General features: G+C 61.3%; 17 protein-coding genes and 1 pseudogene. 15 read left to right on the top strand and 3 right to left on the bottom strand.

The features are described 5' to 3' along the window. Positions 1 to 57: 57 nt before the first annotated feature. The 11 genes from GFM02_RS16260 (at position 58) to GFM02_RS35710 (ending at position 11,852) form a co-directional block, all read left to right on the top strand. A complete protein-coding gene (locus GFM02_RS16260) occupies positions 58 to 1,035 on the top strand; it encodes an AAA family ATPase (RefSeq protein WP_168322169.1) in 978 nt (325 codons plus the stop codon). Further along, positions 1,032 to 1,970 carry a DUF58 domain-containing protein gene (locus tag GFM02_RS16255; RefSeq protein WP_168322168.1) on the top strand — a complete coding sequence of 313 codons (939 nt, stop codon included), beginning with the start codon at positions 1,032 to 1,034 and terminating at the stop codon, positions 1,968 to 1,970. The genes GFM02_RS16260 and GFM02_RS16255 overlap by 4 nt, the downstream gene beginning before the upstream one ends. Further along, positions 1,970 to 2,479 (top strand): DUF4381 domain-containing protein, encoded by a 510-nt coding sequence (locus GFM02_RS16250; protein WP_168322167.1) that lies wholly within the window; start codon positions 1,970 to 1,972, stop codon positions 2,477 to 2,479. The genes GFM02_RS16255 and GFM02_RS16250 overlap by 1 nt, the downstream gene beginning before the upstream one ends. Beyond that, positions 2,466 to 3,455 carry a vWA domain-containing protein gene (locus GFM02_RS16245; RefSeq protein WP_168322166.1) on the top strand — a complete coding sequence of 330 codons (990 nt, stop codon included), beginning with the start codon at positions 2,466 to 2,468 and terminating at the stop codon, positions 3,453 to 3,455. Before GFM02_RS16250 ends, GFM02_RS16245 begins: the two co-directional genes overlap by 14 nt. Continuing rightward, positions 3,452 to 5,005: a VWA domain-containing protein gene (locus GFM02_RS16240; RefSeq protein WP_168322165.1), complete on the top strand. Its 1,554-nt coding sequence runs from the start codon at positions 3,452 to 3,454 to the stop codon at positions 5,003 to 5,005. Before GFM02_RS16245 ends, GFM02_RS16240 begins: the two co-directional genes overlap by 4 nt. Then, a complete protein-coding gene (locus GFM02_RS16235; RefSeq protein WP_168322164.1) occupies positions 5,002 to 6,315 on the top strand; it encodes a BatD family protein in 1,314 nt (437 codons plus the stop codon). The genes GFM02_RS16240 and GFM02_RS16235 overlap by 4 nt, the downstream gene beginning before the upstream one ends. Before the next feature lie 64 nt (positions 6,316 to 6,379). Further along, positions 6,380 to 7,348: a formylglycine-generating enzyme family protein gene (locus tag GFM02_RS16230; RefSeq protein WP_168322163.1), complete on the top strand. Its 969-nt coding sequence runs from the start codon at positions 6,380 to 6,382 to the stop codon at positions 7,346 to 7,348. Then, positions 7,345 to 8,358, top strand: coding sequence for an HAD family hydrolase (locus GFM02_RS16225; RefSeq protein ID WP_205930337.1), 1,014 nt, complete (start codon positions 7,345 to 7,347; stop codon positions 8,356 to 8,358). Before GFM02_RS16230 ends, GFM02_RS16225 begins: the two co-directional genes overlap by 4 nt. Positions 8,359 to 8,370: 12 nt before the next feature. Continuing rightward, positions 8,371 to 10,287 carry a mechanosensitive ion channel family protein gene (locus tag GFM02_RS16220; RefSeq protein WP_168322162.1) on the top strand — a complete coding sequence of 639 codons (1,917 nt, stop codon included), beginning with the start codon at positions 8,371 to 8,373 and terminating at the stop codon, positions 10,285 to 10,287. Position 10,288: 1 nt separating this feature from the next. Continuing rightward, the gene (locus GFM02_RS16215; protein WP_168322161.1) at positions 10,289 to 11,422 is read left to right on the top strand and encodes a hypothetical protein; all 1,134 of its coding nucleotides are present in this window, start codon (positions 10,289 to 10,291) and stop codon (positions 11,420 to 11,422) included. Positions 11,423 to 11,597: 175 nt separating this feature from the next. Beyond that, complete coding sequence (locus tag GFM02_RS35710) at positions 11,598 to 11,852, top strand: hypothetical protein (RefSeq protein ID WP_168322160.1); 255 nt, start codon at positions 11,598 to 11,600, stop codon at positions 11,850 to 11,852. Positions 11,853 to 12,129: 277 nt separating this feature from the next. On the opposite strand, the gene GFM02_RS16205 is transcribed toward GFM02_RS35710, so the two are convergent. Further along, positions 12,130 to 13,023 (bottom strand): LysR family transcriptional regulator, encoded by an 894-nt coding sequence (locus GFM02_RS16205; protein WP_168322159.1) that lies wholly within the window; start codon positions 13,021 to 13,023, stop codon positions 12,130 to 12,132. A 258-nt stretch (positions 13,024 to 13,281) separates the two neighbouring features. Here GFM02_RS16205 and GFM02_RS16200 point away from each other — a divergent pair, with 258 nt between their 5' ends. The 4 genes and pseudogenes from GFM02_RS16200 (at position 13,282) to GFM02_RS16185 (ending at position 18,141) form a co-directional block, all read left to right on the top strand. Next, positions 13,282 to 13,773, top strand: a complete 492-nt coding sequence (locus tag GFM02_RS16200) for a (2Fe-2S)-binding protein (protein ID WP_168322158.1) — start codon at positions 13,282 to 13,284, stop codon at positions 13,771 to 13,773. After that, entirely contained in the window at positions 13,770 to 14,762 is a 993-nt protein-coding gene (locus GFM02_RS16195) for an FAD binding domain-containing protein (RefSeq protein ID WP_168322157.1), read from the top strand. Before GFM02_RS16200 ends, GFM02_RS16195 begins: the two co-directional genes overlap by 4 nt. Then, the gene (locus tag GFM02_RS16190; RefSeq protein ID WP_168322156.1) at positions 14,759 to 17,146 is read left to right on the top strand and encodes a xanthine dehydrogenase family protein molybdopterin-binding subunit; all 2,388 of its coding nucleotides are present in this window, start codon (positions 14,759 to 14,761) and stop codon (positions 17,144 to 17,146) included. The genes GFM02_RS16195 and GFM02_RS16190 overlap by 4 nt, the downstream gene beginning before the upstream one ends. Before the next feature lie 56 nt (positions 17,147 to 17,202). Then, a pseudogene (locus GFM02_RS16185) lies at positions 17,203 to 18,141 on the top strand (XdhC family protein). 457 nt (positions 18,142 to 18,598) lie between these two features. On the opposite strand, the gene GFM02_RS16180 reads toward GFM02_RS16185, so the two are convergent. Both GFM02_RS16180 and GFM02_RS16175 read right to left on the bottom strand, forming a co-directional pair. Further along, positions 18,599 to 19,438, bottom strand: a complete 840-nt coding sequence (locus tag GFM02_RS16180) for an SDR family oxidoreductase (RefSeq protein ID WP_205930336.1) — start codon at positions 19,436 to 19,438, stop codon at positions 18,599 to 18,601. 62 nt (positions 19,439 to 19,500) lie between these two features. Continuing rightward, positions 19,501 to 20,661 (bottom strand): NADH-dependent flavin oxidoreductase, encoded by a 1,161-nt coding sequence (locus GFM02_RS16175; protein ID WP_205930347.1) that lies wholly within the window; start codon positions 20,659 to 20,661, stop codon positions 19,501 to 19,503. Between the last annotated feature and the right edge of the window lie 237 nt (positions 20,662 to 20,898).

Below are 20,898 nucleotides of genomic sequence, written 5' to 3'. Positions count from 1 at the left end.
CCCAATATGGGCGCGCCGGGTTTCGGCGCGCCTATCCTCGTAATCGTAGGGAGCGCGATGTCAGCTCGTGAAGACATTCTTCAGCTCGGCCGCCGCATAGGCAAGTCGATCATCGGCCAAGAGGCGATGGTCGAGCGGCTGCTCCTCGGGCTGCTCGCCAATGGTCATCTGCTGGTCGAGGGACTTCCCGGTCTCGCAAAAACCAGAGCAATCAAGAGCCTGGCGAGGAACCTTGATGCAGAGCTTTCACGCGTTCAATTCACCCCCGACCTGCTGCCGGCCGACATCACCGGCTCCGAGATCTACTTCAGCGAGGGCGGCAAGGGCGAATTCAAGTTCCAGCAGGGGCCGATCTTCGCCAATCTCATTCTGGCGGACGAGATCAACCGCGCGCCGGCCAAGGTGCAATCCGCGCTGCTCGAGGCCATGGAGGAACGCCAGGTCACCGTTGGCGGCAAGAGCTATCCGCTGCCGCCGCTGTTCATGGTGATGGCGACGCAAAATCCCATCGAGCAGGAAGGCACCTACCCCCTCCCCGAAGCTCAGCTCGACCGCTTCCTGATGCATGTCGAGGTCGGCTATCCCGACGAGACGTCGGAGGCAGCCATCATGCGGCTCAACCGCGACGAGGAAAACCAGGCGCATGGCGGCACGAAGCCGCCGTTGCCGGAGAAGCTGAGCCCACAGGCGGTATTCGACGCCCGGAAGGAGATCGGCACTGTTACCGTTTCCGAACCCGTCGAGAAGTACATGGTGGCGCTCGTTTTTGCCACGCGTTATCCCGACCGCTACGACAAGGATCTCGCGAGGCTGCTGCAGGTCGGCGCCAGCCCCCGCGGTGTGATCGGCCTCGACAAGGTTTCGCGATCCTATGCGTGGCTGAAGGGGCGCGATTATGTCACCCCTGATGACGTCAAGGCGATCGTCAACGACGTCTTTCGCCACAGGCTGCTCCTGTCCTACGAGGCGCATGCGTCGAACACCACGCCGGACAAGGTCATCGACCGCATCGTCGAACTGGTGGCGGTCTCATGAGCGATGCGGGCGTCTATGTTTCGACGGACGAACTGGTCGCGCTCGAAGCGAGAGCCCGAGATCTGAGCTTCGTCCAGAAGGCGCGCAGCCACCAGCAGCTTGCAGGCCGCATGCAGTCGGCGATGCGCGGCCGGGGACTGATCTTCGAAGAACTGCGCGACTATCTGCCCGGCGACGACATCCGCTCCATCGACTGGCGCGTCACCGCGCGAACCAGCAGACCGGTGGTCCGCGTCTACTCCGAGGAAAAGGAGCGGCCCGCGCTGATCATCGTCGACCAGCGGATCAATATGTTCTTCGGCAGCAGGCGCTCGATGAAATCGGTAACGGCAGCGGAAGCCGCGATGCTCTGCGCCTGGCGCATACTGGGCTCCGGCGACCGGGTCGGCGGCTTCGTCTTCGGCGAAAGCGTAACGAGCGAGGTAAAACCGCATCGCAGCCGCAATGCGGTGATTGCCTTTGCGGAGAAAATCGCACTGCAGAACGCCAGCCTGCGCGCAGACAGCAAAGGCGAGCCTGACCCGCAAGCATTGGACAAGGTTTTATCGGCGGTCGCAAGTATCGCCCACCACGACCATCTGGTGGTCGTCGTCTCCGACTTCGACGGCCACACCGCGACGACGCGAGACATCCTGCTGAGGCTGTCCAGCCGCAACGACGTGATCTGCCTGCTCGTCTACGATCCCTTTCTTCTCGAGCTGCCGACCTCGGGCGACATCGTCGTGAGCGGCGGCGGCCCGCAGGCCGAGCTGGCTCTTCGAACAGCAAGCGTCCGATCCTCGATCGACGCGTTCGCCCGCAATCGCGGAAGGGAACTTCGTGCATGGCAGACCGAACTTGGTCTTCCCATGCTGCCCATTTCGGCTGCGGAAGAGACCGCACCCCAGCTTCGGCGTCTGCTGGAGCAGTCTGCCTGGCGGCAGAGGAGGCGATGATGGAACCCGATCCGATAACGGAAGCGGCACTGCGATCGCTGCACGACATCGCGACGCCCGAACCGGTGTCATGGATGCCGCAGACATGGGGGTGGGGCGTTCTTGCGGGCGCCCTTCTCGTGATGTTGGCTCTGACCGGGATCCGATGGATCTTGCGTTATCGTGCAAACGCATACCGGAGAGAAGCCTTGGCCCTCCTGAACGTCATCGACGGGCAGCTTCGAAACCCTCCGACCCGGCGCGATGGCATTCGAGAACTTGGCGAAGTCCTAAAACGAACGGCGCTGGCGGCGTGGCCCCGTACCGAAGTTGCCTCGCTTTCGGCCAACGCCTGGACCCGCTTTCTTGAAGAGCATGATGTCGATGGTGCGGGGCATGCTCTCGAACGGCTGCTGGACGACTTTGAATACCACGGTGCGGAGGTAGTCGCCGACCTTCCGTCGAACGTCTGCGGCGATCTCGTGGTCGCCGCCCGAGACTGGGTCGAGCACCACCATGTACCAGCTTGATCTCCCCTGGCTGCTGCTTGCACTCCCAGCTCCGCTGCTGGTCTGGTGGCTGCTCCCGCCGCATCGGGAAACGTCCGCCTCGATCAGGCTGCCCTTCTTCTCGCAGGTCGCCGCGGCGGCCGGCGTTCGTCCGACCGATGGATCGGTGATTGCGCGCAGGACGTGGCTACAGGTCATGTGCGAAGGAACCGCGTGGTGCCTCGTCGTGTTGGCGCTCGCCCGTCCGCAGTTCGTCGAGCCGCCGATCGAGAAGGTCGAACCGCAGCGTGACATCCTGCTGGCGCTCGACCTTTCGCAGTCGATGGACACGAAGGATTTCCCCGGCGCGGACGGGAGGCCGTTTGCCCGTGTCGGAGCCGTTAAGCAGGTGGTGGCGGACTTCGTCGGCATGAGGCCCGGCGACCGGATCGGCCTCGTCGCCTTTGGTGATGCCCCCTACCCGCTCGCCCCCTTCACCATGGATCACGCGTTGATCCAGACGATGATTGCGGACGCCGTGCCGGGGATGGCGGGACCGAGGACGTCGCTCGGGGACGCGCTTGGGCTAGCGATCAAGATGTTCGAGAAGACGACCGTTCCGGAGAAGGTGCTGATCGTTCTGACGGACGGCAACGATACCGCGAGCCGGATGCCGCCCCTGAAGGCGGCCGAGATCGCGAAGTCGAAGGGCGTGATCGTCCACGCGGTGGGTATCGGAGACCCTGCGGCGACGGGCGAGGACAAGCTCGACACGGCGACGCTGCAGAAGATCGCCGCGAGCACGGGCGGCCGCTACTTCTTCGGCGGTGACCAGGCGCAGCTCGCGGCGATCTACGACGCGCTCGACCAGATCACGCCGGAAGATCAGAAGAACCTGTCCTGGCAGCCGCGAGCAGAGCTGTTCCAATGGCCGTTGCTCGCCGCCGTGCTTGTGCTATCCGGATACCACGCGCTGGCTGGCGCGGTGGGGGTTATGCGCAGGAGAGCCGCCGCATGATCACGGACTTCCATTTCATCCGCCCATTGCTTCTCTTCCTCCTGCCGCTTCCGGTTCTGATCCTCTGGCTGGCCTCCCGCTCGGGCGACGTCCGGTCGCAATGGAGGGGCATGATCTCGCCGCATCTGCTCGACAGCCTGATGGTCGACGGGTCGAAAGGTTCGAGGATTCGGCCGCCGTGGGTTCTCGCTGGAATTCTCGTCGCCGGGATCGTCGGCGCGGCAGGCCCGACGTGGCAGCGCGAACCGCCGCCCTTCGTCGAGGACACGGCGCCTCTCGTCATCGCAGTTGATCTGTCGCAGACAATGGACGCCATCGACGTGACCCCATCGCGGATCGAGCGCGCCAAGCTGAAGATCAAGGACGTGATCGATACGAGACAAGGTGCCCGGACTGCGATCGTCGCCTATGCGGGCACCGCCCATCTCGTCCTGCCACCGACAGAGGACGCCGCCTTGCTCGAAAGTTACTCCGAGGCATTGGCGACGCGCATCATGCCGACGCCCGGCAAGGACACGGCAGCCGCCCTGCGGCTGGGGCAAAGTCTTATGGACAAAGAAGGGGTCGCCGGCACGATCCTGCTGCTGACCGACGGCGTCGAAGACGCGGCTTCGAAGGCGATCGAATCCAATTCGAACGGCATCGTCATCCTTGGCGTCGGCACGTCGGCCGGCGGTCCGGTGAAGACGCCCGAAGGAGGATTCGTTTCCGACGCTTCCGGTTCACGCCTGTTCTCGAAGCTCGACCTAGCCAGGCTGGAGAAAATCGGAAAGGAGACCGGAGCCGACGTCGCGACGGTGACCGATGACGACACTGACGTGCGGTGGATAGCGGAGCGGGTGCGCTCGAATTTCGCGCAGAAGCAGGCCAAGGAAGGCGACCGCTGGCACGACCTGGGCTGGTGGTTGATCCTGCCCTTGGCGGTCGCCATGGCGTTGTCGTTCCGCAAAGGGTGGGTGGTCCGCGCCAGTGCCTTGCTGTTGGCGGTGCCTATGTTCTCGCCAGACAGCGCACGTGCCGACGGTCTGATGGACATGTGGCTGACCCACGACCAGCAGGGCCGGATCGCCTTCGAACGCGGCGAGTTCGACGACGCTGCTGGGCACTTCGTCGACCCGATGTGGAAAGGCGTCGCCCTTTATCGAGCCGGCAAATTCCGGGAGGCGGTGGACGCGCTTGCCGCCGTGGAGACAGCCGAGAGCTGGTACGATCAGGGCAACGCCTTTCTGCATCTGGGCATGTACGACGAGGCCGTCGCGGCGTACGGCAAGGCGCTTGAGAAGCGGAAGGATTGGGCGGCGGCGCTCGCAAACCTTGCCATCGCGCAGCAGCTCCTCAAGACCCAGAAGGAAAAGCAGGAAGAACAGCCGGAGCAGCCGAGCGAGGCGCCCGACAGCGTCCAGTTCGACGACAAGGGAAAGCAGGGCAAGGAAGGCACGATCAACGTCGCCGAACAGACCTCCGAGACGTGGATGAAGAACATCAACGTCAGCCCAGCCGACCTGATGGCGCGCAAATTCTCGATCGAGGCGGGAAGGAAGTCGCAATGAGATTGCTCGTGCTCCTGATCGGTCTGCTGATTTCTACATACGTCTTCGCAGCCGAGCCGTTCGGGCGCGCGTCGATCGAAGGCGCCGAAGGCATCGTTCCCGGCCAGCAGGTGCACGTCGTCGTCGACGTGTTCGCGCCGGAATTCTTCACATCGCCACCGCAGTTTCCGCTCTTCGACGTTCCGGACGCTCTCGTGACGATGTCCGACGACCGCACCCAGAACCTGGTTCAGACGATCGACGGCCTTCAGTATTCGGGGATCAGGAGGAGCTACGCGGTCGTTCCGGAAAAGGCGGGGTCCTTCCAGCTTCCGGTGGTCGAAATCGATCTCGGCTACTCGTCCAATGGCAATTCGACGAAGGCGATTGTGAAGATCGCCCTTCCCTCCTTCGACGTCGGCGTTTCCTCCAACCCGGCCGCCACGCCATTCGCCGCGCGCGGCCTGATGATGACGGAGTCCTTCGACAGGGACCCGGCGAGCCTGAAGGTAGGCGACGCTCTGGTGAGGACGGTCGTTATCTTCGCGGAGGACACACAGGCGATGCTGATACCTCCGGTCGCATTCGGAACGACAGCGGGGTTGGCGCGGTACGAAAAGCCGGCGGTACTTGCAGACGACGTCGAGCAGAGAGGGATCGGCCGCAGCGCCGAAACTGGGAGCACGCGGAGCGAGACGGTCGTCTATACTGTCTCCGACACGGGACGCTTTCCACTTCCGGCGATCACCTATCCGTGGTTCGACGTGGACGAGCACGTCTTGTCAGCCGCGACCCTCCCCGTCACTGACGTCGTCGTCGCGCCGGCTGCAGTTGCCGAACGCATCCAGCCTGAGCTTCAACGCGAGAATGCGCCTGCGAGCCGCGTGTGGAGAGGCTGGCTTTTGGTCATCTTGCTATGCGCAATCGATTTGGCGGTCGCGGCTTTCGCCTGGTGGCGGTTATCGGCAATCCGTACCTGGGCGGCACGCGTGCGCCAGCGGCGCAGGAATTCTCCGCGGCGTCGGCTTAGTCGGATTCGAACGATCATTCGAGCAGGTGACGAGCTCGCGGTCTATCGAGGGCTTCAGGACTGGAGCGGTACTCTGGGATATCGAACGGTTTCTGTGTGGGTGGAGGCACAGGCCTGTCCGCGTCTCTCGGCTCAAGTCGCCATCCTCGAACGTCGGCTCTTCAGGTCCCGCGACATGCAGTTGGACCGGGCGGCGCTAGCGTCGGCGATCACCTTGCCGGTGGCCGATGGTCGGCCACCGAAACGCGCCTTGCCCGATCTCAATCCGACGGCGGAAGACCCATTGTTACGTCCATTGTAACGGTAACAAGCTTCCCTCGCCGCGCGCGGGAGCTAAGCTCGGCCCATCAGTTCTGGAGGCAGCGATGGCTTTGGCATTCGACGAAACGACGGAATCCCGGCGCGACGGCTTGATCTGGATTCCCGGCCGCACATTCACGATGGGATCGAACGATCACTATCCAGAGGAGGCCCCGGCCCACCCGGTCAAGGTGGACGGCTTCTGGATTTCGGAGACGCCGGTCACCAACAGGCAGTTCAAGCAATTCGTCGAGAAGACAGGATATGTCACCGTCGCAGAGAAAATTCCCGATCCAAAGGACTATCCCGGTGCGAAGCCCGAGATGCTGAGAGCAGGATCGCTGGTGTTCACGCAGCCGAAAGCCGTGAACGGCGCCGATATCTCCCAGTGGTGGACATTCAAGTTCGGTGCGAACTGGCGCCGTCCTCTCGGCGGCCTCAGCGATCTGCGCGGCAAGCTCGATCATCCGGTCGTGCACGTCGCCTACGCGGACGCCGCTGCCTATGCGCACTGGGCGGGGCTCGATTTGCCGACGGAGGCCGAATGGGAACTTGCCGGCCGCGGCGGGCTGGATGACACGGAATATGCATGGGGCGACGAATTCGCGCTGGGCGGCGTCCCGATGGCAAACACCTGGAGCGGCACGTTCCCTACCCACTCGATGAAACCGAAAGGCCAAGAACGCACCTCGCCCGTGCGTTCGTTTCCGCCGAACGGCTTCGGCCTCTACGACATGATCGGCAATGTCTGGGAATGGACCAGCGACTACTGGTCGACCCGGCATCCCGAACCGGCGAAACACTCGTGCTGCATTCCGAGCAATCCACGTGGACGCGACGCCGAGGCAAGCTTAGATCCGCGCCAGCCGGAAATCCGGATAGCGCGGCGGGTGCTGAAGGGCGGCTCCCATCTCTGCGCTCCAAACTACTGCAGACGCTACCGTCCTGCCGCCCGCCACGCCGAGGCCGAGGATACGTCCACCAGCCATGTCGGCTTCCGCTGCGTCAGGCGCACCGAAGGAGAACCGAAATGAGAAGGCGTTTCCAGGCTTCCGATACCGTGCTTGCATCATTTCTCGTCGCCGCGCTGCTGCTCGTCAGTGGAGTGGCCGGAACGGCCGTGGCGCAGGGGGTCCTGCCGTCCTGGAACGATACCGCGGCAAAGACCAGGATCATGGATTTCGTCAAGGCAACGACAGCCGAGGGCGGCGAAGGATACGTCGTGCCCGAAGACCGGATCGCGGTCTTCGACAATGACGGCACCCTCTGGTCGGAGCAACCCATCTACTTCCAGTTTGCTTTTATGCTCGACCGTGTGAAGACGCTCGCACCGGAGCACCCTGAATGGCAGGCCAAGGAGCCGTTCAAGTCGGTGCTGGCAGGCGATCCTATGGGCGTGATGAAAGGCGGCGAGAAAGGGATCAGGGATCTCGCGATGACGACGCATGCCGGGATGACGACGGACCAGTTCTCGAAGATCGTCACCGACTGGTTTGCGAGCGCCAAGCACCCGAAAACCGCAAAGCCCTACGACGAGATGACCTTCGTGCCGATGCGAGAACTCCTCGACTACCTCAGGGCCAACGGCTTCAAGACCTATATCGTCTCCGGCGGCGGCGTCGAGTTCATGCGGCCGATGACCGAGAAGATGTACGGCATCCCGCCGGAACAGGTGGTCGGCAGCACCATTACGACGGAATATGCCATTGTCGGCGACGAGCCCGTGCTCAACAGGCTGCCGAAGATCGACTTCGTCGACGATGGCGCCGGCAAGCCTTCTGGCATTAACAAGTTCATCGGGCGCAAGCCGATCTTCGTGGCCGGGAATTCTGACGGCGACTACGAGATGCTGCGATGGGTCACCGCCAAGGGGCCGAGCTTTGCCATGATCGTCCATCACACGGATGCGGAACGAGAGGTCGCCTACGATCGAACCAGCAAAATCGGCAAGCTCGACAAGGCGCTCGACGAGGCGGAGCGCCGCAACTGGCTGGTTGTCGATATGGAGGCGGACTGGAAGAAGGTCTTCTCATTCGAGAAATAGAAGGACATGCACATGAAATGGATCGGCGGATTCCTCCTGTTCGTGTTGATGTCCGTCGTCGCCACTGCCCAGGAAGCGCCGCGGCCGCAGAAGGTCGACGACCTCGTGCGGCTACTGCAGGATCCCGAGGTTCGGGCATGGCTGGAGAAAGCGCCCGGCCCGACGCTCGTCGCTGCCCAGCAAGCGGACGCCGGGCTAGCCACATGGGAGGCGGCCACCCGGAGCCGGATCGATGGCGTCGTTCAGGCAATACCAAGGATTCCCGCCGAGGTGATGGCCACCGCTGCTCGCACGAGAGAAGATGCGCTGTCCCATGGCCGGCTGCCTGTCTTCGTCGCATTCCTTGGGCTGACGGCGGTCGGACTTTTCGCCGAACGTCTTTTTGCGCGATCAAGAAGGCGCACGGAAGGGCTGCAGGAGCGCCTGCTGGCCATTGGCATCTCTGCGGTGGCGATGGCCGCCGTCTACTTCGCCTTCGATTGGCCCGCACTCCCACGCATCGTACTCCTCGTCTCGCTGCTGGCGCTCTTGGCATATCGAACGATCTCGGCGCTGCTCGACACGGCCGTGCTGACAGTTTCCGCTCGCAGGCGGACGAAGATCTTCGCGGGTGCCGCGATCGTCGGGGTCGCAGCGGCAAGCCTCGGCCGGCCTTTGTCGGTCGACCCCTCGGTGACGGCGGCGATCTCGTTCTGCTTCTCGATCGTTCTTCTCATCTTGGCCGTCGAGGGCATCGTCTCCTCGTCCGAGAGGCCCCTTCGCATGCGCATCGCGCTCTGCCTTGCCTTCGTGATCATCTGGGCGCTCTGGTGCGTCGGTCTCCGCGGTCTGTTCTGGCTGGGCGTCTACGCGATGACGCTGCCCTCGATGCTTCGGTTCGCCGGTCAGACGGCAGCCGACACGATTCCCTCGGAACCCAATAGCACCAAGCGCGTCCTGCTTGTCCGCGGCAGCCGGGCCGTCGTTGTCGCCGTCGCCGTCGCATGGGTGGCGATCGTGTGGAGGGTCGATCCCAACTCGCTTGTTCACAGCGATCCTGCCGTGGCCTCGGTGGCCTACGGACTTCTGAAGAGCGTCGTCGTCCTATTGCTCGCCGATCTCGCATGGCATCTGGCGAAGTCGTGGATCGACCGGCGCCTCTCGGTGCAGGCCGAAGCTGGAAACGATCCCTCGCAGGCTGCCCGGCGGGGGCGGCTTCACACCCTGCTGCCGATCTTCCGGAACGTGCTGGCCGTCATGGTGGCGGTTATCGCCGGGCTGATCGTGCTCGCGGAGCTCGGCGTCGAGATCGGGCCGCTGATCGCGGGTGCGGGCATCTTCGGGGTGGCGCTCGGCTTCGGATCGCAGACGCTGGTGAAGGACGTCATCAGCGGGGTCTTCTATATGCTCGACGACGCCTTCCGTGTCGGCGAATATATCCAGGCGAAGAGCTACAAAGGGACAGTCGAGGGATTCAGCCTCAGGTCAGTGCGGCTTCGTCATCACCGCGGCCCGGTGTTCACCGTTCCGTTCGGCGAGCTCGGCGCCGTCGAGAACATGAGCCGCGACTGGGTCATCGACAAATTCCGGGTCAATGTCAGCTACGATACCGACATAGAGAAGGCGCGCAAGCTCGCGAAAAAGATCGGCGCCGAGCTGCAGGCCGATCCGGAACTGGGGCCGCTGTTTATCCAGCCACTGAAGATGAAGGGTGTCGAGGAGTTCGGCGATTATGGCATCGTTCTCAGCTTTGCGATGACCACAGTGCCCGGAATGCAAACCTATATCCGGCGCAAGGCCTACGCGAAAATTCGCGAGGCCTTCCAGGCGAACGGCATCGAATTCGCGACGCCGTCGGTGCAGGTTGGCGGCGATGACAGGGACCGCGCTGCCGCTGCTGCGGCCGCGATCCGCACGCAGCAAGCCAATGTGGTGGCGGCGGAGGGATAGAATGGCCAGCGACGACGATCGCCTGCGGATCATGCATGGCGGGCCGTTCTACGAGCTGATGACCCGGCTTGGCATGCGCAAGCGCGGGTGGCGGGCATTCGTCTTCGCAGGCTTGTGCTGGGCGATCCCCGTGCTGCTTCTGCTGGCGACCCGCGGCGGACACGGGGCCGGCCTCTTCCTTCACGACTGGGGGGCGTGGGCAAAGTTCCTGATCGCGCCGGTCCTGCTGACGCTGGCGGAGAAGCCCATCGGTTTCGCCCTCGACGAGTGCGTTTCAATGCTCTTTAGGATTCCGCTGGTGTCGTCGCAGTCCATGCCAGACACCCGGAAGGCCCTGCGTGACGCAGGCGCTCGAACAACTGCCGGCTTTCCGGAACTCGTCTGCTTAGGTTTGGCGCTCGCAGCGACGATCTTCAATGCGTCCACGTTCCTTGGCGGATCCGCGCCCCCATGGGCGGTCGGCGACGGAAGCGTTTCTATGACAGGCTTCTGGTGCCTGGCGGTCGGCAACACCGTCTACTGGTTCCTGCTGACGCGTCTCGTATGGAAGCATGTGATCTGGTGCCTGTTCCTGTCGAGCGTCGCAAGGTGCCATCTCCGTCTCGTGGTCACGCATCCCGACGGCCATGGCGGCCTCGGCTTCGTCAGCTACTACCCTGCCGGCTATGGCCTCTTCACGCTTGCGGTGAGTTCCGTCTTCGCGGCCGGCGTCGGTCATGTGATGCAACGCGAGACCGTGACACCCGGTCTGTTCACCGCCGTCTGCGGAGCGTGGCTCGTGGTGGTCGCGATCTACTATGCTGTTCCGCTCGTCGGCGTCGTCATGCAAGTCTCCCGTCTGAAAAGGAAGACGATCCTGCTGTCGCTCTCGAAGGTGACGGATTTCGAGCGATGGAGCGAACGTGCGACGCTCGGGGATAATGTCGTCGGTGATGAAAGCGAGCCAGAGGTGGCGGAATTCCGCGACGTGAAACCGGTCTACCTCGCATCACTGAAGACGTCCACGATGCTGATCAACAAGGGTAACGTCCTGCTTGTTCTGGTGCCGGCACTGCTACCGATGTTAGTGGTCGGCGCGTCATACTTGCCATATTCGCAGCTCGGGCCGATCGTGAAGAGGCTGTTGCTCCTTTAAAACCGGAGGCTTTGCCGTAGTCTACGGCCGCACCATTGCCGGTCGTGCTAGAAGTTGCAGGCAGGAAGCGCGTAATCATGCGTGCCGCCACACCTCGCTCGCGGAGATCACGAGGATCAAGGCGAGACCTGGCCGCAGCACGGCGCTGGGGACAATCCCCAGGAGCTGTCCGCCGATGACTGCCCATCGGCCCCGCGGCCGTGATGAGCAAGAACATCCACTTGCTTCTGATAACGGTAAAACTCTGGTCGCGACTGTAGTGGGCAAGCTAACGATCATGGTCGGCAGGCTCACTGCCAGAAGAGAATCCAGCAAGCTTGATGTCTGCTCCGAACAGAAGAACAAGGGTCGGTATCTGGAGTTCGTCACCGGCGATACCAAGCAAGGAGCGACAATGCCAATGACCAGTCCGCGACCACGCCTGCCATGATCTGCGCAGTCCCGGTAACGCGGGGATCGCGCGAATGCTCAGCCAGCGACATGGATTTCGTTTGCGGATGCGACCCCTACTGTGAGTTCGTCGGAGATTTGCGAATAGAGATAGAAATGCTGACTGTTGATTTGCACCGATCAGCCAGCACCGCATATGGCTTCAGCATCGAAATGCCTGGGCGCCTTGATGAGATTCGAACCAACACCAGCAACCAAATTGGCTGCATATCAATAACGTCGCTTGTCCCGGTGAACATCGGCTTTGTCTTTGGCATTCAGCTTCTGTAGCGTAGCGCCTCAACAAACAACGCAAACGCCGCGGTGTGCTGGCGCCTGCTCGGATAGTACAGGTGATACCCAGAAAAGGGAGGGCACCAATCCTCCAGCACCCTGACCAATCGACCATCCGCAACGTATTGCGCAACCTGACTTTCGAACGTGTAGGCCAGTGCCAATCCATCCAGAGCAGCTGCCTCAAGCATCAGGCCGTCGTTCATAATCAACGGACCGTTCATTCTGACCTGGAGTTCTTCTCCATCGCGTTCAAATTCCCACGCGTAAAGGCCTCCACCTGTCGTCTGCCGGTAGCTGACCCCTAAGTGTTTACCGAGGTCTCGGGGCGTTTGAGGCACGCCACGCTTCGCAAAATAGGAGGGTGACCCGACAACCGCCATGCGCAGGTCCGGTCCTATGCGAACGGCAATCATGTCCTTCTGGACTTGTTCACCGACACGAATACCGGCATCAAAGCGATCGGCTACGATGTCAGTCAGCCCCTCATCGACAATGATTTCCATTTCGATATCGGGATATTCTGCCAGGAACTTCGTGACGACGGGCCAAAGGACGCTCGTGGCAGCATATCGAAAAGTCGTGACTCGGATCGTGCCGGTTGGCTTGTCACGCAACGCGGAGATGGCGGCGATCTCGCTCTCAATGTTCTCAAACGATGGGCGAAGGTTTCGCAACATGCGCTGGCCGGCGTCTGTCAGCGATAGGCTCCGAGTTGTCCGGGAAATCAGCCTCACGCCAAGCTTCTGTTCCAGCATCCGAACAGAGTAACTAACAGCAGACTGAGAGAGACCCAGCTTTGCGGCGGCCCGCGTAAAGCTTCCGGCCTCCGCAACAGCTATGAACGCTGCAAGTTCGCTGAAGTCTCCGTGTCTCATTCATGAATCCCATTTCTATCTTGACGGCGATAATAGCGATTTCCTGGCTGATGTCTGCATCATGGCGAGTTACATCTCTCAATCGCCTCCCCCATTCGTTTTGCAGGCGCAACCATCACGCAGGCTGCGGAATATCAAGGCTTTGGGTGGCGGATTTAGAAGTGCGGTTTCTAACGTCATGCGGATAGCGCTGCCTAATCACTCGTTCGCCACCGAGCTACGTTCCACCATCGATACGTCCCTTCGAGAGGAAACGAGATGTCAGCAGCCCGTCAATTATCACTTGAGATCAATGGCACGCGCCGTGAGCTCAAGCTCGACATAAGAACGAGTTTGCTCGACTTGCTCCGCGAACATGCGGATCTGCCGGGAACGAAGAAAGGCTGCGACCATGGGCAGTGTGGCGCCTGTACGGTCCATGTCGATGGCGAGCGGGTGTTGAGCTGTCTCACCCTTGCAGCCCAGGTGGAGGGTCGCGCGGTCACGACAATCGAAGGTCTGCAAACCGCGGATGGCGTCATGCACGCGGTCCAGACCGCCTTCATCGAGCATGACGCCTTCCAATGCGGATACTGCACGCCCGGCCAGATCATGTCGGCCGTCGCGTGCATTCGTGAAGGTCATGCAGGTTCTGACGAGCATATCCGCGAATATATGAGCGGCAATCTCTGTCGCTGCGGCGCCTACCCACATATCGTGGCCGCAGTGCGCGATGCCGCAAGCCGCCTGAAGAAGGAGGCTACGCTATGAGAACGTTCGATTATCTGCGCGCCGAAAACACCGCAACAGCGATCACCGAGGCGGCCAAGCCCGAGACCAGGTTTCTTGCAGGCGGCACCACGCTCCTCGATCTCATGAAACTGAATGTCGAGCGCCCATCGCATCTGATTGACATCACGCGCCTCCCCGGCCTCGATATAACCGAGATCTCGCCGGATGTCATCCGCATCGGTGCGCTCGCCAAGATGAGCAAGGTCGCAGCCCACGCCGATATCATCGAGGCAGCCCCGGTTCTGTCCGAAAGCCTGTGGCGGGCGGCGTCTGCACAGTTGCGCAACATGGCGTCGATCGGCGGCAACCTGATGCAGCGAACCCGCTGTACTTACTTCCGAGACCCTGGAGCCTATTCGAACTGCAATAAGCGCAACCCCGGTTCGGGGTGCGCAGCACTCGAGGGTATCAACCGCAATCACGCTGTGCTCGGCACCAGCGATGCGTGCATCGCCATATCTCCGGGAGATTTTGCCGTTTCGCTCGTGGCTTTCGATGCCAGCGTGCTCGTTCGAGGAACTGTCGAACGCCGTATTCCTATCGATGATTTTTATCTGCTTCCAGGACAAACGCCTCACCTTGAACATCAACTGTCATCCGGCGAGATGATCATCGGTGTCGAGATCCCACGTGTCGCCGCCTTGAAGCAGTCGCACTATCTCAAGGTCCGCGATCGCGCATCCTATGAATTCGCCGCCGCAAGTGCTGCCGTTGGCATTGAATTCGAATCCGATGGAAAAACCGTCCGCGACGTGCGTATCGCGGTTGGCGGTGTGGCAACCAAACCCTGGCGCCTTCGTGCAGTTGAAGATGCACTCAAAGGCAGACCGATCGATGAGGCAACACTCCGGACCGCTGCTGCGGCCGCCGTTGATGGCGCAAGATCAAGCGGACACAACGGGTTCAAGATCGAGCTGACACCGAAGGTCGTGGCGCGCGCCCTGATGACGGTAGGAGATATCGCATGACACAAAAGAACGATTTCGAACTCAGCCGCCGTACCGTCATGAAACTCGGAGTCGGCGTGGCCGCGGTCGCCGGCGCTGGCGCTGGCGTCAATATCGCGCGGGACGCTTTTGCTGCCGAACCCGCTGCTGCGAAGGTGACATCGCTCGGCTCCCGAGTTTCTCGCGCGGAAGGCCCTTCGAAAGTTGCAGGTCGGGCCCGTTATGCCATCGAGCAGCAGCTTGAGAACATGGCATATGGCGTGACGGTCCAATCGACACGTCCGGCAGGGCGGATCCTTAATATCGATACCTCTGCGGCCAAAGCTGTGCCGGGTGTCGTCGACGTCTATACCTTCCAAAACACCCTGAAGATCAACAAACCGACCGTTTACAGCAAGGGCGGCGGTGCAACGGAAGAGTTCACACCGATCCAGGACGACGTGGTTCGCTTTAACGGCATGCACATCGCGCTCGTGGTTGCCGAAACCTTTGAAGCTGCGACGGAAGCAGCAAGCCTTCTCAAGGTGGACTATGAGGATGGCGAGGCCATTCTCGACATTGATGACCCGAAGGCCAAACCGATGCTCATCGAGCCTATGGGAGCTTCATGGGGTGATGCCCCGGCGGGATTGGCAAGTGCCGACGTCAAGGTCGATGTCACCTATACCACCGCTCGCGAATACAACGTGCCCATGGAGCCGCACGCCTGTATCGCATCCTGGGACAATGCCAAGATCACCGTCTGGGAGCCCAGCCAGTGGGTGGGAGGCGCCCGCAGCGTCGTGGCGGAATGGCTTGGCATCGATATAGAGAACGTGCGGGTGATCTCACCCTATGTCGGCGGCGGCTTTGGCTCCAAGATCGGCGCGCATCCTCACGTGGGACTGGCTTGTGTTGCCTCACGCAAGCTCGGCCGCCCGGTCAAGGTATCGCTGACGCGGCCACAGACCTTTACCGGTCTCGGGGGCCGGCCTGCCACGCGGCAGACGTTGTCGATCGGCGCCACGAGCGAGGGCAAGATCACATCAATCGTCCACGAGAGCTGGAACGAGACAGCGATCGACGAAGTCCATGTCGAGGCCTGCAACAATGTGACGAAGATCATGTATGCGACGCCGAATTTCGCGTCGCGTCTGAACGTGGTGCCGGTCAATACCGTACAGCCTGGTTGGAAACGCGGACCTGGAGAGAACCCGAGTGCATACGCGCTGGAAAGCGCCATCGACGAACTGGCCTATGCGCTGAACATGGATCCGGTAACCCTGCGCCTCGCCAACTGGGCTGATGTCGATCCCAGCAACAACATGCCGTGGACCACGCGACAGTTGCGGGAGGCCTATGCCGCCGGTGCAGAGGCCATCGGCTGGTGGGACCGCAACCCCGCCGCGCGCTCGATGCGTGAAGGCCGCGAACTGGTCGGCTATGGAATGGCCGCCGGCTCCTACCCGATGATCCGAACCCCCAGCGAAGCCAAGATCGTTCTCCATGCCAATGGACAGGTCGAGGTTCTGAGTGCCGCCACCGACATGGGAACAGGCACCTATACCATTCTTGCGCAGACGGCTGCCGACTACCTTGGCGTTCCGGTGGAGACCGTGACGGTCCGTCTTGGTGACACGGCTCTCCCGCGCTCGGCGCTCGCTGGCGGCTCGCAGCAAGCCAACAACCTGACCGGCGCTCTGGTCAAGGCGGCCGAAAATGCCCGCACTGCTTTGCTGAGGCTTGCCGCGTCCGATCCGAAGTCGCCGCTGCAATCTTTGAAACTGGCGGAACTTACGTTCGAGAAGGGCGCGATACGCCCGACCCGGCGGCCTTCTGGCGGCATCAGCATCGCTGAGCTGCTGAAAGCCGTTGGCAAGGACAGACTGGAAATCGAAGGGAACACCTTTGCTCCCGGCGCCACGGAAGACATGAAGAATGCCGCCGACCGCAGTTTTGCTCAGCTGAAAGGCGCGACGGAGGGGAGCGTTTCGGCTCATAGCTGGTGCGCGCAGTTCGTGGAGGTTCGCGTCGATGAGGATTTCGGCACGATCCGTGTCAAGCGGATGGTTGCAGCCTTCGACAGCGGCAGGATCTTCAATCCCAAGCTTGCCGAGAGCCAGTGGATTAGCGGCATGGTCATGGGCCTGGGACAGACGCTGCTTGAAGAAGGCTATGTCGACCAGCGCGACGGACGGACCGTCAATGCAAACTTCGCCGACTACGCAATCCCGGTGAATGCCGACATTCCTGACATCCAGGTGATCTCTGTTGGTATTCCGGACATGCAGGCAACCGCTCTTGGCGGCAAAGGCGTTGGCGAAATCGGCGTCGTTGGTGTCGCGCCTGCCATCGGCAATGCCGTCTTTCATGCGACCGGCAAGCGCATTCGCAGCCTTCCGATCACACTCGAAAAGCTGGTTTGAACAACGGGGCGCTGCGATACATGTCGCGCAGCGCGCACGCCTTTTGAGGGTTCTTGATGCTAAACTCGTTTTCTGTGTTCGACACCCCACCGGTGCCGGTCTGCGCCTTCCTAACCGACGCCGCCGGGGCGATCATCAATTACGCAGCCGAAGGTGCAGCTTGCGGATTGGAGAGTGCATTGGTGACACTTGTCGAGATCCGTGGAGGTACGGCGCGCGCACTCGGCGCTCAGATGGCGGTCCGTGGTGATGGCAGTTATTGTGGCTACATCTCCGGCGGCTGTACGGAGGCGGCTGTCGCCGCCGAAGCGATCGCGGCTATCAGCAAGGGCACGGACAGATATCTTAGCCTCGGCGAAGGCTCCCGATTCTTCGACATCAGTCTGCCCTGCGGCGGCGGAATTACTCTGGCAATCCATGTCGTGAGAGACGTGAGGCCCCTTCGCCAGGTGCTTGCGGCCCTGGAAGGTCGCAGGAGGATCGCTCTCCACTATGCCCCCGGCACCCAGACGATTACAGCCGTGAAGGCCCCTACAGGCGCAATCTCTTCCTGGAGCGATACCGCGTTCATCCGCGTCTACAGACCAAATCTCCGTATTATCCTGTGCGGACGCGGGATCGAACTGGAGGCAACCACCCGGGTCGCCATGGCCTCGGAGTTCGAGGTGTTCGCGTTCGATCAGACATCTCGTGATTTTGAAGCGAGCATAATCGACCAAGAGACGGCGATTGCCCTCCTGTTTCACGACCTTGATCAGGAATTGCCTTGGCTTGAAGCGGGGTTGCGCAGGAAGCCGTTTTACATCGGTGCGCTCGGAAGCAAGAGAACGCACGAGCGACGTTTTCGGGCGCTTAGCGTAATGGGCTACTGACCTGCTCAAATAGACCGGATCAAGGCACCAATCGGACTGTTCGGGCCGACCCGCGATGCGAACGCGTTGGCGCTTTCGGTCGTGGCGGAGGTCGCGCAGGCGTTTTCCGTATCACAGAATTGAACGTCCCGCAGGCCGACGCACATGTGGCCAAGGGATCGAATCCAAGCAATTACAGGAAGTGAACGAACGTCCTACGATCCAAAAGACTACCATTTCGACGCGCGGTCCGTCGGCTCAGGGTGGCTGCTTGCTGTACTGATCTTTTGCGGCATGGGCGTTGCGAGTGTCGACCTGCGCGATACGGTTCAGGCAGGCTGGACCGCAGTGGCCCGTGAGACGCCATCCAAGACTGTTGTTCAGTGCACGTGATGTTCTAACCGCTCGTCGGGTTTCAGCATGGCCAACGGCACTCAATCTTGGCGCTAAAGATGAGCTCTTTGAAAATGACAAAAACCGGGCAACCAGCCCGGTGAGCAATCCGACGTCGTGGAAATATGCACGATCAGCTTTCAGGCTGAAACTGCTATCAAAGCAGACAAAGCGGCGGGTTGCGAAAAGCATCCCGCTGCCGGAATTCTCAGGCTTGTGCTTCGAACGACAACGAACCTGAAAGTTCTCGATGGGCATCGATCTGCTGCTGGACAAGCGCAAGCTTCTGCTCGACCATAGCGACCGCGTCGGCACCCGCTATGAACCGGCGTGGAAGTTCGGGCAAGTTGACCAGAGTGATCAGAGCCTGCGCTAGCTTGCGCGGATCTCCAGGCTGCTGACCGCTGGCGGACTTCCAGGATGCGATGTTCTGTGTACGACGTTCGCTGTAGTCACTCACGGATGAAGACGCATATTGGGTGGAGTCGTCAGTCAGAAGCTCCGTGCGGAAAAAACCCGGATTGACGATCATCGTCTCGATGCCAAACGGTGCGACCTCCGGCTGCAGCGATTCAATCCAGCCGTCCAGCCCAAACTTTGCGGCAGCATAGGCGCTGCAGAACTCGAAGCCAACCAGACTGGCGGTGGACGAAATCGACACGATCCTGCCTGATCCTTGCTTGCGCATGACCGGAAGCACGGCCCGCGTGACGTTCATCGGGCCGATCAGAGCGCTCGCCAACTGCAAGTCCATTTGCTCAAGCGTCAGATCTTCGAAATAGCCTGCATAGAAGCTTGCTGCATTGTTGACCAGGACATCAACGCGTCCAAAGCGTTCGACAGCTACGTCAACGGCAGAGACGGCGTCAGCCGGCTTTGTCACGTCCAGCGTCGTCACCAGTAGATTTTCCGAAGCGCCGATGGCCTTGGCCACACGCTCCGGGTGGCGCCCGGTGGCGACAAGCTTATCGCCCGAGGCCAGCACTGCCCTGGCGAAATCCAGGCCCATGCCGCGGCCCGCGCCTGTAATCATCCATACTTTACTCATGGGATTTCCTAAATGTTGGAATGCGATGGCCGAGCCTGCCAGCCCGACAGGGGAGCGAGGAGCTACGCGCTTGCTTTTTGCGCTCGTTCTGCGAGGTCATCATCGACCTTGAACCAGCCTGTTGCGGCCTGAATGACGCCCCAAAGCTTTGCGGGAAGCTCGATCTTCGGAACGGTCGAGGTTCTGACGGTGTCTGCAATCAGATTTTCCCGACCGCTCGTCGCCAGCTCGACCCAGTTCGGGTTGATGACCAATCCCTGGCCGACCGCCACAAGCGACAGATCGAGTTCGAGAGCACGGCTTGCCTGCTCAGGGGTCCTGATCTGGCCAGCGGCAATCACCGGCACACGTCCTGCGACGTGCGCAGCAATCAGCTCCGCGATCGTGCGTTCGTCGGTATTAGCAACAGGTTTTGCTTCGAGCACGTTGGCCAGCGACGCGTGAATGTAATCCACACCGGCATCGATAAGGCTGTCGATCAAGGCGTACGCGTCGTTGATACGGAGACCGCCTTCTTCGGGTTCCTCAGGCGAAATGCGGTATCCCAAAAGGAAGGGTCGATCGGCGAATTCACGAATGACGCGCTTGACCTCGGTGACGACTGCGAGTGGAAAGCGCATCCGATTTTCCGGAGAGCGGCCCCACTCATCATCACGCCTGTTGTAGAATGGTGAGAAAAAGTTCTGGAGCAGGAACCCATGCGCGCCGTGCAGCTCAATGCCGTCGAAACCGGCCTCGATCGCGCGACGCGCGGCTGCGCCGAAATCGGCGATTACATCCAGGATTTCGTCATGGCTTAACGGGCGAGGTATGACCCCGCCTGGATTGAACGGTCCCGCCGCCAGTGGAACGGCGCTGGCGCTCACGACATCCCGGTCCGGCACGAGATCGGGTTCTGCCTTGTTGCCGGCGTGGAAGATCTGCAACAGCGCTGGAGCTCCACCGCTCTTGGCGACATCAGCCAGTTGTCGGAGGCTTGGTGTGAATTTATCGTCGCAAGCCGCAAACTCGCCCGTGAAGCCGACCCCGTTGGCTGTCACATGTGTGCAGCCGGTCAGAACCAGGCCGACGCCTTGCACTCTGCGCCGGTAGTAGTTGATTTCCGCATCTGACACGGTCCCATCGTCATTTCCGGACCAGGTGGTCATCGGCGCCATCACGACATGGTTGCGAAGGGTCAACCCATTCGGAAAGCTGAACGGTGCAAAAAGTTCGGATTTCATGATCGGCATTTTCTCTTCTTCGCTTTGTTGGCTGGATCGAGCCAACACTTAGCAATGAAGCCGACCTCTGATAATTCGCGATAATCTGCATGATGTTAGAAACCGGGCTTCTGAATGAAGATCGATCGACCTCTGCCCGCTTATGAACTTGCCCAGCCATTCAGGCGCCGCAACTGCACGCAGTCGTCGGACACGGCTTGACCGGCGGCTGTGCCATTCAGAAATGAGTTTGATAGG

Origin of the sequence: Rhizobium leguminosarum bv. viciae (assembly GCF_012276115.1) — a bacterium.
Classification (GTDB): domain Bacteria; phylum Pseudomonadota; class Alphaproteobacteria; order Rhizobiales; family Rhizobiaceae; genus Rhizobium; species Rhizobium leguminosarum_T.
The sequence above is the reverse complement of the archived record's forward strand: the minus strand, read 5'-3'. Positions and strand labels throughout refer to the sequence as shown.

Bases quoted from the DNA above. Each gene is read 5' to 3' on its own strand.
- GFM02_RS16195 (WP_168322157.1), top strand. From the start codon at position 13,770: ATGAGAACGTTCGATTATCTGCGCGCCGAAAACACCGCAACAGCGATC.
- GFM02_RS16215 (WP_168322161.1), top strand. From the start codon at position 10,289: ATGGCCAGCGACGACGATCGCCTGCGGATCATGCATGGCGGGCCGTTC.
- GFM02_RS16205 (WP_168322159.1), bottom strand. From the start codon at position 13,023: ATGAGACACGGAGACTTCAGCGAACTTGCAGCGTTCATAGCTGTTGCG.
- GFM02_RS16250 (WP_168322167.1), top strand. From the start codon at position 1,970: ATGGAACCCGATCCGATAACGGAAGCGGCACTGCGATCGCTGCACGAC.
- GFM02_RS16225 (WP_205930337.1), top strand. From the start codon at position 7,345: ATGAGAAGGCGTTTCCAGGCTTCCGATACCGTGCTTGCATCATTTCTC.
- GFM02_RS16220 (WP_168322162.1), top strand. From the start codon at position 8,371: ATGAAATGGATCGGCGGATTCCTCCTGTTCGTGTTGATGTCCGTCGTC.
- GFM02_RS35710 (WP_168322160.1), top strand. From the start codon at position 11,598: ATGACTGCCCATCGGCCCCGCGGCCGTGATGAGCAAGAACATCCACTT.
- GFM02_RS16260 (WP_168322169.1), top strand. From the start codon at position 58: ATGTCAGCTCGTGAAGACATTCTTCAGCTCGGCCGCCGCATAGGCAAG.
- GFM02_RS16230 (WP_168322163.1), top strand. From the start codon at position 6,380: ATGGCTTTGGCATTCGACGAAACGACGGAATCCCGGCGCGACGGCTTG.
- GFM02_RS16180 (WP_205930336.1), bottom strand. From the start codon at position 19,438: ATGAGTAAAGTATGGATGATTACAGGCGCGGGCCGCGGCATGGGCCTG.
- GFM02_RS16240 (WP_168322165.1), top strand. From the start codon at position 3,452: ATGATCACGGACTTCCATTTCATCCGCCCATTGCTTCTCTTCCTCCTG.
- GFM02_RS16200 (WP_168322158.1), top strand. From the start codon at position 13,282: ATGTCAGCAGCCCGTCAATTATCACTTGAGATCAATGGCACGCGCCGT.
- GFM02_RS16175 (WP_205930347.1), bottom strand. From the start codon at position 20,661: ATGAAATCCGAACTTTTTGCACCGTTCAGCTTTCCGAATGGGTTGACC.
- GFM02_RS16190 (WP_168322156.1), top strand. From the start codon at position 14,759: ATGACACAAAAGAACGATTTCGAACTCAGCCGCCGTACCGTCATGAAA.
- GFM02_RS16245 (WP_168322166.1), top strand. From the start codon at position 2,466: ATGTACCAGCTTGATCTCCCCTGGCTGCTGCTTGCACTCCCAGCTCCG.
- GFM02_RS16235 (WP_168322164.1), top strand. From the start codon at position 5,002: ATGAGATTGCTCGTGCTCCTGATCGGTCTGCTGATTTCTACATACGTC.
- GFM02_RS16255 (WP_168322168.1), top strand. From the start codon at position 1,032: ATGAGCGATGCGGGCGTCTATGTTTCGACGGACGAACTGGTCGCGCTC.